Origin of the sequence: Thiocystis violacea (assembly GCF_016583575.1) — a bacterium.
GTDB lineage: Bacteria > Pseudomonadota > Gammaproteobacteria > Chromatiales > Chromatiaceae > Thiocystis > Thiocystis violacea.
The window spans coordinates 1-14,674 of sequence record NZ_NRRG01000018.1 but is presented as its reverse complement, the minus strand read 5'-3'; the positions used below and the strand labels follow the sequence as shown (position 1 = coordinate 14,674).

The following is a 14,674-nucleotide window of genomic DNA, read 5'->3' as shown; positions in this document are numbered from 1 at the left end:
GAACTCCTTACGTGGTATAGCTATACTTTGATCTACGGCGATAGCCGCATGGATCAACCACGTGTGGAGGCTCGGGAATGGATCATGTCCAAGAAACTGTTATCGAGACCAGACTTCGAACGGGCAATCGCCCGCTTGCCGAAGATGGGAACCCGAAGTCGTCAGATCGCCCAGTCCGTACTCGTCGACGGTTGCCAACAAACAGAGGTTGCACAAAAGTACGGCATCACGAAGGGCGCCGTTTGGCAATGCGTGCAGAAAGTGTGGAAGGTGCACGAAGAAACCGCCCAGATAACAGAGGAGGGATTACAACAGGTAACGGCAGTCTTGCCGCCCCACCAGGCATTTCTGGTAAGGAAGTGGGACAGGTCGAGAAAAGGACAATGAGACGACTGGTGATCGCAAATCAGAAAGGTGGGGTCGGAAAGACCGCGCTTGCCGTCAATCTGTCCTTTCACTTCCATGAGTCTGGCATATCCACTGTATGCCTAGATCTCGATGTTCAAGGAAATGCCTCGCACACGTTAAGCTCCTGGAAGTCCGGAGTTACCAGTAGTGCCATGTTTAGCGACGGTCCCTCCTTTACCGTACAGCAGCCAGCATTGATCGAATCCGATGCATGCCTTGCAGACCTTGATACTCGATCCCTAGCCGACCTCGCTCCATGCCTGGATCGTAACCTTCGAAAGCTCGCTGGGTTTGAGTTGTGCCTCATTGATACCGCTCCGTCTCTCGGAGTCGGGCTCGCGTCGGCGCTCATGACAGCGGATTACGTACTCTGCCCGCTCTGCCTCGAGTATTACTCGCTACAGGGACTCGAAAGGATGGTGACAACCATCCAGAACGTCAGAACCGTAAACCCACGACTCCAGTTCCTCGGGTTAGTACCTAGCCTCGTCGATCGGCGAGACCCTCGTCAGCGCCGCCATCTAGAGGAACTACTGGAGGCTTATCCGGACCTTGTCAGTCCCGCTATCGGTCGACGCGGTAGCGTCGCGGAGGGACTAGCTCTCGGAGTGCCTGTGTGGCGTATCCAGAAGACGGCAGCGAAAGAAGCTGCGAAAGAATTTAGAGCGGTAGCCGCATGGGTCGCAGACAGAATGGGGATTAACCATGAGTAGTAGCTTGGGACTAGAGAAACTCGCCGGGCTAAGAGGACTGTCTAGTTTGGTCTCGCCCCCCGCCGGAATCGCTGGTGAACCTGTCGATCTGTCGCTCGATCTCATTGACGAGAATCCAGATCAGCCCAGGGTTACCTTTGAGGACATGGATGATCTGGCAGCTTCTATTAGATCTGGAGGCGTCAAAGTGCCAATTTTGGTGCATCCCCGCACCGACGTCCCAGGAAGGTACATGCTCGACGATGGTGCCAGGCGCTATAGGGGATCGCGGATGGCGGGTAAGACCACCATCCCGGCCGTCGTGATCGAACCGCTCAGCGTCATTGACCAAATTGTCGTCAACAAAGACCGCGCAGACACGCCAGCAAAAGATAAGGCTCGCGCCTTTCAGCGCCTGCTGAAGGAGAACGGTTGGACACAGCGACAGCTTGCAGAGCAGTTCGGGATGCGGCAAGAAGAGCCTGGCAAACCAGCACGTCCGCGCGTCTCGGAGGCGTATATCTCGCAGCACCTCTCGCTCCTAAGTCTCCCGGAACCACTGGATGATCTCTTTGAATCAGGGCGCTGCCAGGATGTGACGCTTATCACGGAACTGGCCAAGGCGTATCGCAAAGACACTGCTGCTGTGCAGGAATGGATCAATGATCCTGATCAAGACCTTTCACGGCGCTCCGTCAAACTCCTTCGAGAGTTTATCGATGACCGCAAAGATCGGCGTGAAGAGCGGAGTGAACAGCCTGTAACGGAGGACGTGGACGAGCAGGCATCTTATGAAGAAAGTGGCTCAGAGTTTGACAGGGAGGCTCGATTTGGTGGTGATGAACAGGCTAACGAGGTACCTGATGTCTCATCGCCATACCCTAAGACAAGCAATAATCCTACGGAGCCTAGTAAAACTCGCGACCCAAACCAGCCGAAAATCGGGCGGACAGCGAAGGTCGCAAGGCTCAGCGTGTTTGTCACCTACGGCGAACGATTAGCTACTCTAAATCTTGGTAAAGCGCCAACAAATCAAGGGTTTGTATGGCTTTCGTTCGAGGACAAAAAAGAGGAAGAATGCGCAATCTGTGACATACAGTTGCGCGAGGTCAGGGAAGCGTGAAGATCGTTTTTAGGAGCAGATCGGGACAATGTCCGACCAGAATACACGACTTTTAGTAATGAATGGCCAGCGCGTTTTACAACGCCAAGTCGGCACCGCCTGGACCAATCTCTCTGTTCACAAAGCGGGCGACATTCAAGCAGGGTTCTACAATCTCTGGTCGGCAAACCGCCCTGCACCGGGGCAGCGCTACGAAGGTGCCATCCTTCATGCGGAGGGTGACAAACTGTATCAACAGGTAGGCAGGAACGTGGTCGTACATGATCTCCAGGCTTTCGCGGGCCTTCGTCCACCGCCCATAGGCACTCTCAAGACCGTTTCATACGATGCCAAAGGGGTAGCTACCGTAAGCGATGATATTGTTAAATTGTCCCGATCTCGCTCTCGTTAGCCCGCTTTTTAGCTGCTAAAACAGGAGAGGAAGCATCGTGTTCGACAAAATTCTGCACCGATGGAGACGCGATTTGAGCAGTGAGCCTCGCCTCTCCAAGACCCCTCAAGCAAGCGTTTCGGCAGCCGTTTCCACTGATATGCCGCGTGCGGTTAATGCAGACAAGCCGACTCCTCTGCCGTCTGAAGGGCGTGGACAGTGGCTGCGTACTGATGACAGCGAACGACGCCACGACGGCTTATCCCCTCACGCCAAAAAGCAGGAGGCTCCTCTTCTGCCATCGTTAGGCCTGGGCGACGGGACGTCTCTGGAGGTAGCAAATCTCGCGGCACAACAGCAGGCGCTACTCGACAATCCGCCCATCGACACTCTGTATTCCCAAGCGCTAGCGGTTTATCTGCAAGGTAAGCATGAGCAGGTCGACCGGCTTGAAGATCAGTTACGACGGCAAAAAGAAGCATCACAGCGCGAACTGAATGGCTTGCAGAAGCCTTGGCTCCTGTACTCTCGTGGTAAGCACCGCTCTTGGGAGAAGACTCAGGCGCAGTGCAAGCGTCGTGTTGCAGATCTCTCGCGGCGCTTAGATCGCGTTGTGTCTCTCAGAGAAGCTACAGGGCTTCATTCTCCCCGGCTAGAAGAGTTGGCGGTGCGAAAATTGCGGTGGCACCAGAACGACCTTGCAGGACAATGGGACGAGCAGCAGCAGACTGCGCGGCGGCAGCGACTGGAATTAGTCCGCTCTGAGAGTTCCCGGCCACAAGGACACCGCGTCTCCTTGTCGGCGTCTCAGCGGCTCTCACTAGAGCAATAAACCAAGCGTCAGTGCGCTGACAGCCGTCAGCGCTATGACGGATGCCGTGAGACTCATCCATGCTGTTCGGCGAACCTGAACAAGCAGGGACTGTTGTTGCCTCAATGCGCCCTGCACCTCTCTTCTGATCGCTAGGCCCGCGTTTTCGGAAATCTCATGGACCTTGCCCGTGCTGGCCGTTACCGCCGCCGTTAACGTGCGTTCCGCGACAGTCTTTTGTCCCTCGCCCCATCGAGCAGAGGCTGCCTCTAGTTCGGCCTGAAACCCTTGTAGAGCCTCCCCTTGCGCCCTTGCGCTATCGTTCAGCAAATGCCTGATCATGGTGTGGACGATCAAGATCGGGTCGTCTTTCCCGACCGCCACGCCATGATGCTTCGCAATCGTCGCGATGAGTTCCTCTAGCTCTAGCGACTCGTCTGGGCCTGCCATGCAACTACGCCGCTGCTTCCAGATCGAGAATAGCCGCCTCATCGAGTCGGTCGAAGATCCCTCGTCTTATCTGCTGCAACCGTTGGCGAACCATGATGCCAATTTCCGGCGCGGCGAGCGCTTCGGCGAACGTCAGTCGGGATTCCAGCAGTTTTCGGAAGTCGTGACCGTGTAGCTCCTCTTTCAGTCTCGGAATTCTCACGATTGCCGACACCCGCTTCTTGTGTGCCTTATAAACGGCCATCTCTTCAAACGTCTTACCGTCCAGAGTCACCTCTCCCCAGAACGGATTTAGCCAGACAACGAAGCGGCATTCCGTCGGTAGTTGTCGTGCCAGCGCATCGAAGCCGGTCAAGGTGTCGAGCAGAGCCTGCCCCGCCGTGATGACGGTATGCACCGTCACCGTATGCCCCATGCTTGCGAGCAACCCCGGAATCTCGTTAGAGACGAGATAGTAAGCGAGCGGCACGAACGAACTGGCTCCGTTGTCCGTGATGACGTGCTCGCTCTCCGTCGTCGCAACCAGATCCACCCACGCATCGAAGTTCCGCGAGTTAATCTCGTCGCCCTCCATGATCTCCAGACGCTGGACTTCAAGCGCCCCGAAGCCGAAAAAGGTTGCATTGATAGGATCGGTATCGACGCAAAGCAGACTTCGCCCTCGCTCCCGCAGGTACTGTGCTAGCACCGTCGCGAGCATCGTTTTTCCGACTCCGCCTTTGCCCTGAAGCACTAGATGTACGGTTGCCATTTAGACTAGATCCTCTCTTCTCGCGATCGGTTGTACCTGGAATCCACTGAGCGGGTCTCTCCGTTCCACCGCTTTACCCTGCCATTCCTTCTTGTTGTGCTCCTCTTTTGAAGTCGGCGTGCTTTTGGCCACTTGCTGTGCTGTTTTGATGTGCTGCCGAACATGGCGGTTAAACGTCTGATACGTGCAGTCGATCTGTCTACTCTCGGTCAGGTCTGCCCAGATCGTGCGTTGCCGAAAGCCGGACGCTAGGGCGCCCGCGATGGCCGGTTTCAGGGCGAGAAACACCGAGAGGTGTCGAGCCGTCTCGCTATGTTGTTGCGCGCGATCTTCGACTCGCGCCGCCAGTCGGCGACGATAGGCTTCTGGACTGACCTGTTTCGCCATCTTTACCAAATCCCTTGTTGGTTTCTTGCGTGTGGCTGCGATTCTTCGCGATTTTCTGCGATTTCTTGATATTCCATACGATTCCACGCGAATTCTTGTGATTCCCTTATATCGTAGCAGCAAAGAATATAAAATAGTAGTTTATCGCAATAAATCCCGTTTTATCGCATACTGTTGTTCAGAAAATCTCGCTCCCATGCAGGGCAAGATAGGCGAAGTTAGCTAATCGGCAGAGCCGATCCGCTAACTTCGCATCCCTTATTCGCGCGGAGCGCTCAACGGCTATCTTGCTCTGCGAGGCAGTCCGGCTACCGCCGGCCCAAAGGAAAGGAGCCAGAATGAGGCGGATCCAACACATCCGTGTCCCTGTTTTCCCGGAGGAGAAAAGCGACATCGAGAGGCGCGCGGCCTGTGCGGGGGGCAGCGTCGCCGCCTATTTGCGTACAGTGGGCATGAGCTACCAGCCCCCTAGCGTCATCGACGCTGGCCGAGTCCGCGAGCTGCTGGCAATCAATGGCGATCTCGGTCGTCTTGGCGGGTTGTTGAAGATGTGGCTTGTCGACGACAGGCGTGTTCAGCACTTCACGACGCGCGACCTTGACGAGCTGTTGGATCGCATCGATCGCACGCGCGCCAAGCTCGACGACGCGATCGACGCCCTCCCCCTTCTGCGGCCGACTGCGGTCGACTCCCAGGTTTTAGCCGCTAAATCGTCCTCCGAGACCAGCGAACCGTGATCGCCAAGCATGTCCCTATAAGCAACCTCCGGAAATCGCGCATGGACGAGCTGGTCAGGTACCTCACTGATGAGCAAGACACATCCAACCGCGTCGGGGCCATTACCGCGACAAACTGTGTCGCGACAACCGTCACAGGCGTTGTGAAAGAGATGATCGCCACGCAAGCCGAGAACACTCGCGCCAAGAGCGACAAGACCTATCACCTCGTCATCTCCTTCCCTCCCGGCGAGCGTCCCACCCCTGATGTCGTCCGCCAGATAGAACAACGCCTTTGTGTCGCGTTGGGCTATGGAGAGCATCAACGCATCAGCGTCGTGCACGGTGACACCGACCACCTTCACGTCCATGTCGCGATCAACAAGATCCACCCCCATCGGCGGACTATTCACCAGCCACGACGCGATTACCGCACGCTTGGGCTTGTGTGCTCGCAGTTAGAGCGGGAGTACGGGTTACAGGTCACCAATCATCAGGCGCAGCGCTCGGTGTCCTCGGCGCGCGTCGCGGACATCGATCGACACTCGGGGCTTGAGTCGCTCGCCACTTGGGTACGAGATGTCTGCTTGTCAGACTTGCGCGCAGCATCCTCGTGGGAGCAGTTTCGGGACGTCCTTTTAGCGCATGGGGTGCGCCCCTGTCTGCGCGGCAGCGGGCTTGTTTTCGAGGTAGACGAGGGGCCGCGCGTCAAGGCGAGCACGGTTGCTAGGGATCTTTCTAAGCCAGCCCTGGAGGGCCGGCTCGGCGTACTCGACCCCCGTTTGCTGGTGGTCGAACAAGATGACGATCCGGTCGCTGGTCGCGGACTCCGCTATCGCCGGGCTCCCCCGCTGGCACCGCTTCAAGAGAGCCGGGCGGCCCTCTGGCAGGAATATCAGGCACAGATGGATAAGGCAGCGACAGATTCCTTTTCCGGGGTGCGCGCCGCGAGGCTGACCCGAGATGAGGGGATCGCAGCAGCGCTCCGAAAGAGCCGCTTGCGACGCGCGGCCATCCAGTTGCTTGGGGATAGCGCCGCCAACAAGCGGTTGCTCTACGCGCAAGCACGCAGAGCGCTCAAATCCGACCTCGCGGCAGCGCGCCTGCAATGCCGCGAGCAAATTCACCAGGTTCGTACTACCCACCGGCGCACCACTTGGAGCGACTGGGTTCAGGAACGCGACCCTTCAACCTTCTCAAAAGCCACTCATGACAGACAGCCACAATCAGGATCTCAGCGCAATCGACGAGGCCCTCGCGGCTCTAACGAACGAGCCTCTGCCGACCGTTCCCGTAGAGCTGCCGTTCACAGTTCTGAGCGAGGCACCGATCGCGCACCCGTCGCCCTTGGAGGGCGATCAATCAGGCAGGTCGGCCAGCAGCCTGACCCTTGGCGCCTTGGATCCCTCCCGCCGCCCCACCGCCGCGACGGTCTGCGAACACTGTCCTCTGTCCCTGTGGTTCGCTTCACCCAAGGAAGTGAAGTGCTATTGCCGCGCGATGTACCTGATCGTCTGGAGTTCCAAAGAGCCGAACCAGCTCATTCTTTGCGACGGCACGACGCTGGCGGAGACAACGCTCTGACCGACGCCAATCTGGCCGCCGAGCGCTATCTGGCCGAGCGGGAATCGAAACGCGCACTAGGAGTCGATATACCGAAACACAAGAGGTATGTCGCGAGTCGTGAGGCGCTGACATGGGCTGGGTTCCGTCGTGTCGATGGCCACCCCTTAGCCCTACTCCGCTCTCCCTGTAACGAGATCCTGATTCTCCCTGTCACGGCCGCGAACGCGGAGCGATTCGACAAACTCCACATCGGAGCGCCCATCACCGTTACATCGACCGGAGCTGTTCAGCGCCAACGCCATCCGCGCACCGCGACCCCGAAGAGCCCTAAGCGCTCACGCTAATCCCTTTCGAAATGCAATGGAGTGACCGATGAATACAACACCAACCCCAGGTACAAAACCCCGGATCGGCGCACCGCGCCGGTACGCTGGAAGGCTTGTCTTCTTCGCCCTCTCACTCCTCGCGGGTATGCAGGTCGCCACGCAGATGTGCGCCGCAAGGCTCAGTTATCAAGCGATCCTTGGCGCGAGCTTCAACTTCGGCCCGCTTATCGACCACGTTTACGTCCCTTGGGCTATCGTCCAGTGGGCATACTGGTGGCACGAGGCGTACCCAGATCTATTTTTACAATCTGGTTCTGTTGGCGTAGCCGTGGCCGCCGTAGGCGTATTGCTTTTGGCGCTTGCCACTATCTTGCAAACGCACTCATCTATCCCCTACTCCTCTCTCCACGGTTCCGCACGTTGGGCTGACGATAACGATCTCCGGCGCGCAGGCATCCTTCCTTCGCCCGGTTTCCTCGCGCCCATCTTGGGTCGTCCCGCCCCTGCGGGAGGGGTCTACGTTGGTGGCTGGGTCGATCGGCGCGGGCGTCTTCATTACCTACGGCACAATGGCCCTGAGCACGTTCTCACCTACGCGCCCACACGCAGCGGCAAGGGCGTCTCCCTTGTCCTGCCCACGCTTCTTTCCTGGACCGAGAGCGCCCTTATCACCGACCTGAAAGGTGAGCTATATGCACTCACGGCAGGCTGGCGTAAGCGGTACGCGGGGCAGAAGGTCTTGCGCTTCGAGCCCGCATCAATGAACGGCACAGTACATTGGAACCCGCTCGATGAAGTGCGGATAGGCAGCGAAAATGAAGTTGGTGACGCTCAAAATCTCGCGTCGCTCATCGTGGATCCCGATGGTCGCGGTCTGGAGAGTCACTGGCAAAAGACCGCTTGGGCCTTGATCTGCGGATTGATCTTGCACGTACTCTATCGTCGGGTACGTGAAGGCACTCTTGCCACCCTGCCCGCCGTCGACGCGCTTGTCTCCGACCCCGATCGCGGTGTGGCCGAGGTTTGGATGGAGATGGCGACCTATTCCCACCTCGACTCTGGCGAGTCCCATCCCCTGGTTGCCGCCGCCGCTCGGGATATGATGGATCGGCCGGAAGAGGAAGCAGGAAGCGTCCTAAGCACGGCCAAGAGTTATCTGGCGCTCTATCGCGATCCTGTCGTGGCTCGCTCCGTCAGTCGGTCGGATTTCCGCGTCCGCGATCTGATGCAGCGTGACGACCCCGTGTCCCTCTATATCGTCACGACCCCGACCGACAAGACGCGGCTTCGTCCCCTTGTTCGCGTTCTGCTCTCCATGGCGCTCCGTGTTCTCGCCGGTCGTCTGGAGTTCGATCAAGGTCAGGCTGTCGCCTCCTATAAACACAGACTTCTGTGCCTCTTCGATGAGTTTCCGAGTTTAGGAAAGCTCGAAATACTGCAAGAGTCGCTGGCCTTTCTGGCTGGCTATGGGATCAAGTGCTACCTGATATGTCAGGATCTCAATCAGCTTCGCAGTCGCGAGACTGGGTACGGCCCCGACGAGACCATCACGTCCAATTGCCACGTCCAGAACGCCTTTCAGCCGAACCGCATCGAGACAGCGGACCATTTATCCCGGCTGACGGGGCCGACTACTGTCGTCAAAGAGCAAATCACCACGAGCGGCAAACGCCTGTCTGCGGTACTTACGCAAGTTTCGCGCACCTATCAGGAAGTGCAGCGCAACCTGATGAACGCAGACGAAATCATGCGGATGAAAGGACCGCTCAAGGACGGGGCAGGAAGAATCACAGAAGCGGGCGACATGCTCATCTATGTCGCTGGCTATCCCGCGATCTACGGCCGGCAGCCGCTGTACTTCCAGGATCGTGTGTTCACGGCTCGCGCTGTTGTACCGGCCCCTGACCGCAGTGACACATTCAGCCCTCCAGAGACCGAGGTGCGGTTGTGAGGAGCGAGGCTCTCGCTCGACGCTTTGCTGCGGCCTTTGTTGTTGTCCTAGCCGTCGCCTCTGCCATCTACCTCGCGGGCGCTCGGGTCAATCTCACACGCAGTGCGCCCCTCGGTCTGTACTGGACGTCATGCGCGTCTATCACTCAAGGCGAATATGTGGCATTCTGCCCGCCAAGATCTAAAATTTTCGATATAGCGAAGTTACGAGGTTATATCGGTGCAGGATTCTGCCAGAGCGGCTACGGTTACCTCATCAAGCGTGTTTTAGCCGCTAAAGGTGACGATGTAGATATTCAGCCAGAGGGGATTCAGGTTAATGGCGTCAGAGTTCCCCACAGCGCCCAACGGTCTACTGACCTCGACGGCCGCACTCTGCCTCTGCTCCGGCTCCATGTCCGTTCCCTGCCTGAATCCGCGCTCTTGCTGCTCTCAGATTCGAGCGACACATCCTTCGACGCTCGCTATTTTGGCCTCAGCGACCGGTCACAAGTTATGTCGGTCTTGCAGCCAGTGTGGACCTTCTGAACAACAGAAACGTGGAGGGACGTATGCGTTTGTGGATCGCGGAAAAGCCCTCGGTCGCCAAGTCGATCGCAGCCGAGCTGGGTGTCGTGTCGCGTGCGGATGGCTGTATTAACTGCCAGGGTGACAACGTTGTCACGTGGTGCTTCGGGCATATGTTCGAGCAAGCCGGCCCTGATGAATACACGCATGATGACGTGCCCCGGACCACTAGCGGGCGGAAGGTGTGGCGCATCGACGACCTGCCTATCATCCCTAAGACTTGGATATTCCAGCCCCGCGCCGACTCCAAGGATCAGTTGGCTGTGATCAAACGGCTGCTCACTCAAGCGGCGGCTGTCGTCCACGCTGGAGATCCTGACCGCGAGGGACAGCTCCTCGTTGACGAGGTTCTCCAGCAGTTTCGCTGTCAGCTTCCTGTGACGAGGTTCTGGGTGTCCGCGCAAGATCCTGCCTCGATCCAGCGCGGACTTAGTACCCTTGCTCCCAACGGGGGTTATCGCGGATTTGCCGACGCCGCTACCGCACGCAGCTGTGCGGACTGGTTAATCGGGATGAACCTCAGCCGCGCCTACACCCTGAGAGCGCGTCGTGGCGGTTGCGACGCGCTCTTGCCAGTCGGGCGCGTCCAAACACCGACACTCGCGCTTGTCGTTGATCGCGATCGTCAGATCGAAGCCTTTCGGCCCGTGCCGTACTTCACCCTACACGCGACCGCCGCCCATGCGGGCGGTCGTTTCCGCGTGACTTGGAAACCGCAAGACGATCAGGCGGGGTTCGACAGCGAGGGTCGTCTTGTCGATGGTGCGGTTGCCGACGCGATCGTTACCAAGGTGAACGGGCAAACGGGGGTCGTGAGCAGCTATAGCACCGAACCCAAGCAGCAGCGGAAGCCGCTGTCCTTTGCGTTGTCCGATCTCACCGTGGAGGCGTCCCGGCGCTGGGGCTACACCGCCGAACAAGTTCTCGCCGCTGCCCAGGCGCTGTACGAGACCCACAAGCTGACGTCTTACCCGCGTACCGATTGCGCCTATCTGCCGGAGTGTCAGCATGCCGACGCACCGCAAGTGCTCGTCGCGTTGCGCGCCGTGCTGCCGGACTTCGGCCCACTGATTGATGGCGCTGACCCGCAGATCAAATCCAAGACATGGGACGACCGCAAGATCTCCGCTCACCACGGCATTATCCCTACGCAGTACCACGGCAACGCGAATGCGCTGTCGCCCATTGAGCGCCATACCTACGATCTCATCGTTCGCCGCTACCTGGCGCAGTTCTATCCCGCTCACAGCTATCTCGAAACCGTTGTCGAAGTCTGCGTCAACGACGAGCTGTTTTTCTCCCGTGGCTGCGTGGTGACCGAGCCGGGTTGGCGCGCGGTCTTCGCCGAGGCGTACGACGATCAAGACAAATCTCAAGAGGCGCTCGATGCCGCGCAGTCGTTGCCCGTCATGCAGTCTCAAGATCCAGTGCAATGCGTTGAAGCGGAGCGCAAGTCCGCAAAGACCAGACCGCCCGCCCCCTACACAGAGGGCACCTTGATCCAAGCGATGGAGCAAATCCATCGCTATGTCGAAGATCCGCAGCATCGCAAAATACTCCGCGAGGGCGACGGAATCGGCACGTCAGCGACGCGAGCGGCCATCATCGCCGAACTCAAGCGGCGCGAACTCCTCGTGACGCAGGGCAAGTCCATCGTCAGTTCTGCGCTTGGTCGAGGCATCGTTGACGCACTGCCCACCGTCGTAAAGAGCCCGGTTCTTACTGCGATCAACGAGCGTTTTCTCTCCGCGATCGAGAAAGGGGAAGGCTCGTTACCCGCCTTTCTTGCCAAGCAAGCCGATTTCATCCGCGCGCAGGTCGCGCAAGCGAACGATGGCGCCGTTGTTGTCGCGGCTGCCAAGCGCCTTGAGCGGGCGCCTGTCTCCGAGGACTTCAAGTGCCATGTATGCGGCGCAGGCCTGCGCCGTCTGCAAAGCAAGAAGCCTTCGCAGAAGAGGGGTAGGGGGCTCGCCAAGCTACACGCCCACTCCGGTTACTGGTGGAGCTGTAGCGCCTACCCAAGTTGCACCCAGTCCTACCGCGAAGTCGCTGGAAAGCCCGACTACGCAAGCGCGGAAGCAAGGACGGCCACTCATACCCAAGCCGCACAGGTGACACCATGACCACACGTGACCCTGAGACCCCGTCCCACGACCAGGCGGCAGCCGCTGCCCTGAACGATAAGCTGACCGACTCGGAGCTTCCGGGCACGACGATCGACTTCGACCCCGACGAAGCAGAGAGGGCCGGCGCATTTGAGGAGGACGCAGTCGGGCTTGCGGACGCCGTGGATAGCGCCCTCGACTGACGCAGTGCAGACGATCCGGAGAGATGGCTATGGCACGACGACCCGCCCGACCCAATTCCGATCAAATGGCATTCAACTTCGACGACTGGTTCGCAGCTCATTCGGCCCCGTCCATTCCACCATTCATCGCGGCGGCCGTCTCTCCGCGCTTCGCGCTCGCTCAGCGCCTCGCCGATCTGATCGCTGCCGGTGAGGACATCAGTCCGCGTCGCCTCAACACCGAGGCGACGGATGTGTTCGGCGGGACACTGACCGATGGAGTCTGGCTCAGCAAAGACGCCTACGACGCCTTGGAGGTTGCTGTCAGTCTCCATCTTCGCCGCACCAGATCCGCCGATTGGCCGCTCCTCACTGCGTCCCAGGTCGCCGAAGAGGCGTCCGTCCTCACAGCGCTCGTGCAGCGACTGCCCACCCAGACGCGGAGGGACCAAGAGCAGGACGAGTTTCAGCAGTTCAGCACGCCGCCCGCTTTGTCGTTTGTCGCGAATTGGGTCGCGGGCGTCGGCCCCGACGATGTGATGCTCGAACCATCGGCCGGTACTGGCGATCTCGCGTTCTGGGGTCAGATCGCGGGCGCCGATCTTGTTCTCAACGAGCTGGCCGAGCGGCGCCACGAGGTTCTATCCGCTCTGTTTCCAGACGCAGCCCTCTACCGAGAGAACGCCGAGCAAATCCATAACATCCTGCCGCGCGGCATCGTTCCTACGGTATGTGTGATGAACCCGCCATTCAGTTCCACGGCTGGCCGAGTTCAGGGTCAGCGCAAGACGAGCAACGGCGCCCGGCACTTGGAGCAAGCCCTGGAAAGGCTCGCGGATCGAGGCCGTCTTGTCGCCATCGTTGGCGAGGGGATGCGCTACGATCGCCCCGCGTTCAGAGGCTGGTGGAGGGAGATCGAGACCCGCTATACCGTGCGCGCCGTCATCGCGATCTCGGGCGCTGAGTACCGCAAGTACGGCACGACCTTCGATAACGCCATTCTCGTCATCGACAAGACCGGCCCAACCGTCGCGCCCGTCCTCACAGGTCACGTCGACTCCGTCGCCGATCTTCCCGCCCTTTTAGAGTCTATTCGCCATGATCGCCCACGAATCCAGCCCGTCCAGCCCCCACAGCAACCTCAACCTGCACAGCCTCAACCGGCGATCAGCAGAGATCTTGGAGGCGAGTCATCTAGCGTGGAGCCCGGCGAGCGAGCTGGCGAGCGTGGCTCTGATTCGGTACGCCCTGGAGTCCTCGGCGCTGGAGATGCGGACGATCGAGGAGCCAGAGTTGTTGCTGGCGAAGCTCCAAGCGCATCCCCAGGAGACGATGCACCTACTGACGCAAACAGACCTCGGGGAGCCGTTCGAGATCGACCTGGACAGCAACCCGATCCAGGCAGCCGCGCAACTCCTAGAGGAGATTTTAGCCTCCCTGAGTGCCCTTTCACCCAGGCTGAACCCATAGCGATCTCCGTCGTTTCTGGCTTTGGCGATGACGCTCAACTCGCCGAGTTCACCGAGTCCGTTTTCACCACCTATCGGCCGCAACGGCTCTTCATCGCCGGCGCCCACGATCATCCTGGAAAGCTGGTCCAAAGTGCGGCAATGGGTGCTGTGGCGCCGCCGATACCCGCCTATCAGCCCTATATTCCCCGTCCAGCGCTGGAGCGCGGACTGCTCTCACTGGCGCAACTGGAGGCGGTTCTCTACGCCGGTCAGGCCCATCAAGAGGTTCTCCCCAACGGACAGCGCAAGGGCTTCTTTATTGGAGACGGGACCGGCGTCGGCAAGGGTCGTGAGATCTCGGGGATACTCCTCGACAACTTAATGCAAGGTCGCGACAAAGCGGTTTGGGTCTCGTGCAGCGAGGGGCTCATTGAGGACGCTCGACGTGACTACTCCGGGGTTGGCGGCGATTCCGACATGGTCTTTTGGCAAGGTAAGACCCCGCCCGCCCAAGACATTCAGCGACAGCGTGGCATCCTCTTTACGACTTACTCGACGCTACGCGGGGGACAAAAACGCCAGGTGACTGACAGCGAGGGGGAGGGCGGTAAAAGCCCCCAGAGCCGAATGGCACTAAGTTAAGCGCGTAACCTCTACAAAACAGCTACTTGCATAGCCATCTGCGAGCCAGAAGCCCTACGGAACCCAGCGGAATCTAGGGAATTCCAGAGGGCATCCGCTGATTTGGCGGTAGCCAAAATCCGGGCTTTCACGTAAGTGGCTGATATTTATAGGTGCTAGCTTATCTTAGTGCCATTC

15 protein-coding genes are annotated in these 14,674 nt (G+C 59.0%); 12 read left to right on the top strand and 3 right to left on the bottom strand.

Annotated elements, in window-relative coordinates; all coding sequences use genetic code 11:
* Nucleotides 1–84 precede the first annotated feature (84 nt).
* From CKO27_RS10670 to CKO27_RS10650, 5 genes are read left to right on the top strand one after another with little or no spacing between them, the layout of a single operon-like run.
* A complete protein-coding gene (locus CKO27_RS10670) occupies nt 85–387 on the top strand; it encodes a TrfB-related DNA-binding protein (RefSeq protein WP_200374879.1) in 303 nt (100 codons plus the stop codon).
* A complete protein-coding gene (locus CKO27_RS10665) occupies nt 384–1,121 on the top strand; it encodes a ParA family protein (protein WP_200374878.1) in 738 nt (245 codons plus the stop codon). Before CKO27_RS10670 ends, CKO27_RS10665 begins: the two co-directional genes overlap by 4 nt.
* The gene (locus tag CKO27_RS10660) at nt 1,114–2,223 is read left to right on the top strand and encodes a ParB/RepB/Spo0J family partition protein (RefSeq protein WP_200374877.1); all 1,110 of its coding nucleotides are present in this window, start codon (nt 1,114–1,116) and stop codon (nt 2,221–2,223) included. Before CKO27_RS10665 ends, CKO27_RS10660 begins: the two co-directional genes overlap by 8 nt.
* 28 nt (nt 2,224–2,251) lie before the next feature.
* On the top strand, nt 2,252–2,614 hold the full coding sequence (locus CKO27_RS25265) for a KfrB domain-containing protein (RefSeq protein WP_200374876.1): 363 nt from the start codon (nt 2,252–2,254) through the stop codon (nt 2,612–2,614).
* Nucleotides 2,615–2,651: 37 nt separating this feature from the next.
* The gene (locus CKO27_RS10650) at nt 2,652–3,425 is read left to right on the top strand and encodes an IncP plasmid survival protein KfrC family protein (protein ID WP_200374875.1); all 774 of its coding nucleotides are present in this window, start codon (nt 2,652–2,654) and stop codon (nt 3,423–3,425) included.
* Here the strand turns inward: CKO27_RS10650 and CKO27_RS10645 are convergent.
* The 3 genes from CKO27_RS10645 to CKO27_RS10635 are packed head-to-tail and all read right to left on the bottom strand — an operon-like array spanning nt 3,414 to nt 4,992.
* Complete coding sequence (locus CKO27_RS10645; RefSeq protein ID WP_200374874.1) at nt 3,414–3,854, bottom strand: conjugal transfer protein TraM; 441 nt, start codon at nt 3,852–3,854, stop codon at nt 3,414–3,416. The two genes, CKO27_RS10650 and CKO27_RS10645, sit on opposite strands and share 12 nt — an antisense overlap.
* 4 nt (nt 3,855–3,858) lie before the next feature.
* Nucleotides 3,859–4,605, bottom strand: coding sequence for a nucleotide-binding protein (locus CKO27_RS10640; protein ID WP_200374873.1), 747 nt, complete (start codon nt 4,603–4,605; stop codon nt 3,859–3,861).
* A complete protein-coding gene (locus CKO27_RS10635; protein ID WP_200374872.1) occupies nt 4,606–4,992 on the bottom strand; it encodes a TraK family protein in 387 nt (128 codons plus the stop codon). It lies immediately after the preceding gene.
* Nucleotides 4,993–5,330: 338 nt separating this feature from the next.
* Here CKO27_RS10635 and traJ point away from each other — a divergent pair, with 338 nt between their 5' ends.
* The 7 genes from traJ to CKO27_RS10600 are packed head-to-tail and all read left to right on the top strand — an operon-like array spanning nt 5,331 to nt 14,497.
* Nucleotides 5,331–5,729, top strand: coding sequence for a conjugal transfer transcriptional regulator TraJ (gene traJ, locus CKO27_RS10630; RefSeq protein WP_200374871.1), 399 nt, complete (start codon nt 5,331–5,333; stop codon nt 5,727–5,729).
* Nucleotides 5,726–7,618, top strand: coding sequence for a TraI/MobA(P) family conjugative relaxase (traI, locus tag CKO27_RS10625; protein ID WP_476718499.1), 1,893 nt, complete (start codon nt 5,726–5,728; stop codon nt 7,616–7,618). Before traJ ends, traI begins: the two co-directional genes overlap by 4 nt.
* Before the next feature lie 28 nt (nt 7,619–7,646).
* The gene (locus CKO27_RS10620) at nt 7,647–9,551 is read left to right on the top strand and encodes a type IV secretory system conjugative DNA transfer family protein (protein WP_200374869.1); all 1,905 of its coding nucleotides are present in this window, start codon (nt 7,647–7,649) and stop codon (nt 9,549–9,551) included.
* Complete coding sequence (traF, locus tag CKO27_RS10615; protein WP_200374868.1) at nt 9,548–10,078, top strand: conjugative transfer signal peptidase TraF; 531 nt, start codon at nt 9,548–9,550, stop codon at nt 10,076–10,078. The genes CKO27_RS10620 and traF overlap by 4 nt, the downstream gene beginning before the upstream one ends.
* Before the next feature lie 23 nt (nt 10,079–10,101).
* On the top strand, nt 10,102–12,240 hold the full coding sequence (locus CKO27_RS10610) for a DNA topoisomerase 3 (RefSeq protein ID WP_200374867.1): 2,139 nt from the start codon (nt 10,102–10,104) through the stop codon (nt 12,238–12,240).
* Complete coding sequence (locus tag CKO27_RS10605) at nt 12,237–12,425, top strand: conjugal transfer protein TraD (protein ID WP_200374866.1); 189 nt, start codon at nt 12,237–12,239, stop codon at nt 12,423–12,425. Before CKO27_RS10610 ends, CKO27_RS10605 begins: the two co-directional genes overlap by 4 nt.
* A 29-nt stretch (nt 12,426–12,454) precedes the next feature.
* Nucleotides 12,455–14,497, top strand: coding sequence for a strawberry notch-like NTP hydrolase domain-containing protein (locus CKO27_RS10600; RefSeq protein WP_200374865.1), 2,043 nt, complete (start codon nt 12,455–12,457; stop codon nt 14,495–14,497).
* Nucleotides 14,498–14,674 lie beyond the last annotated feature (177 nt).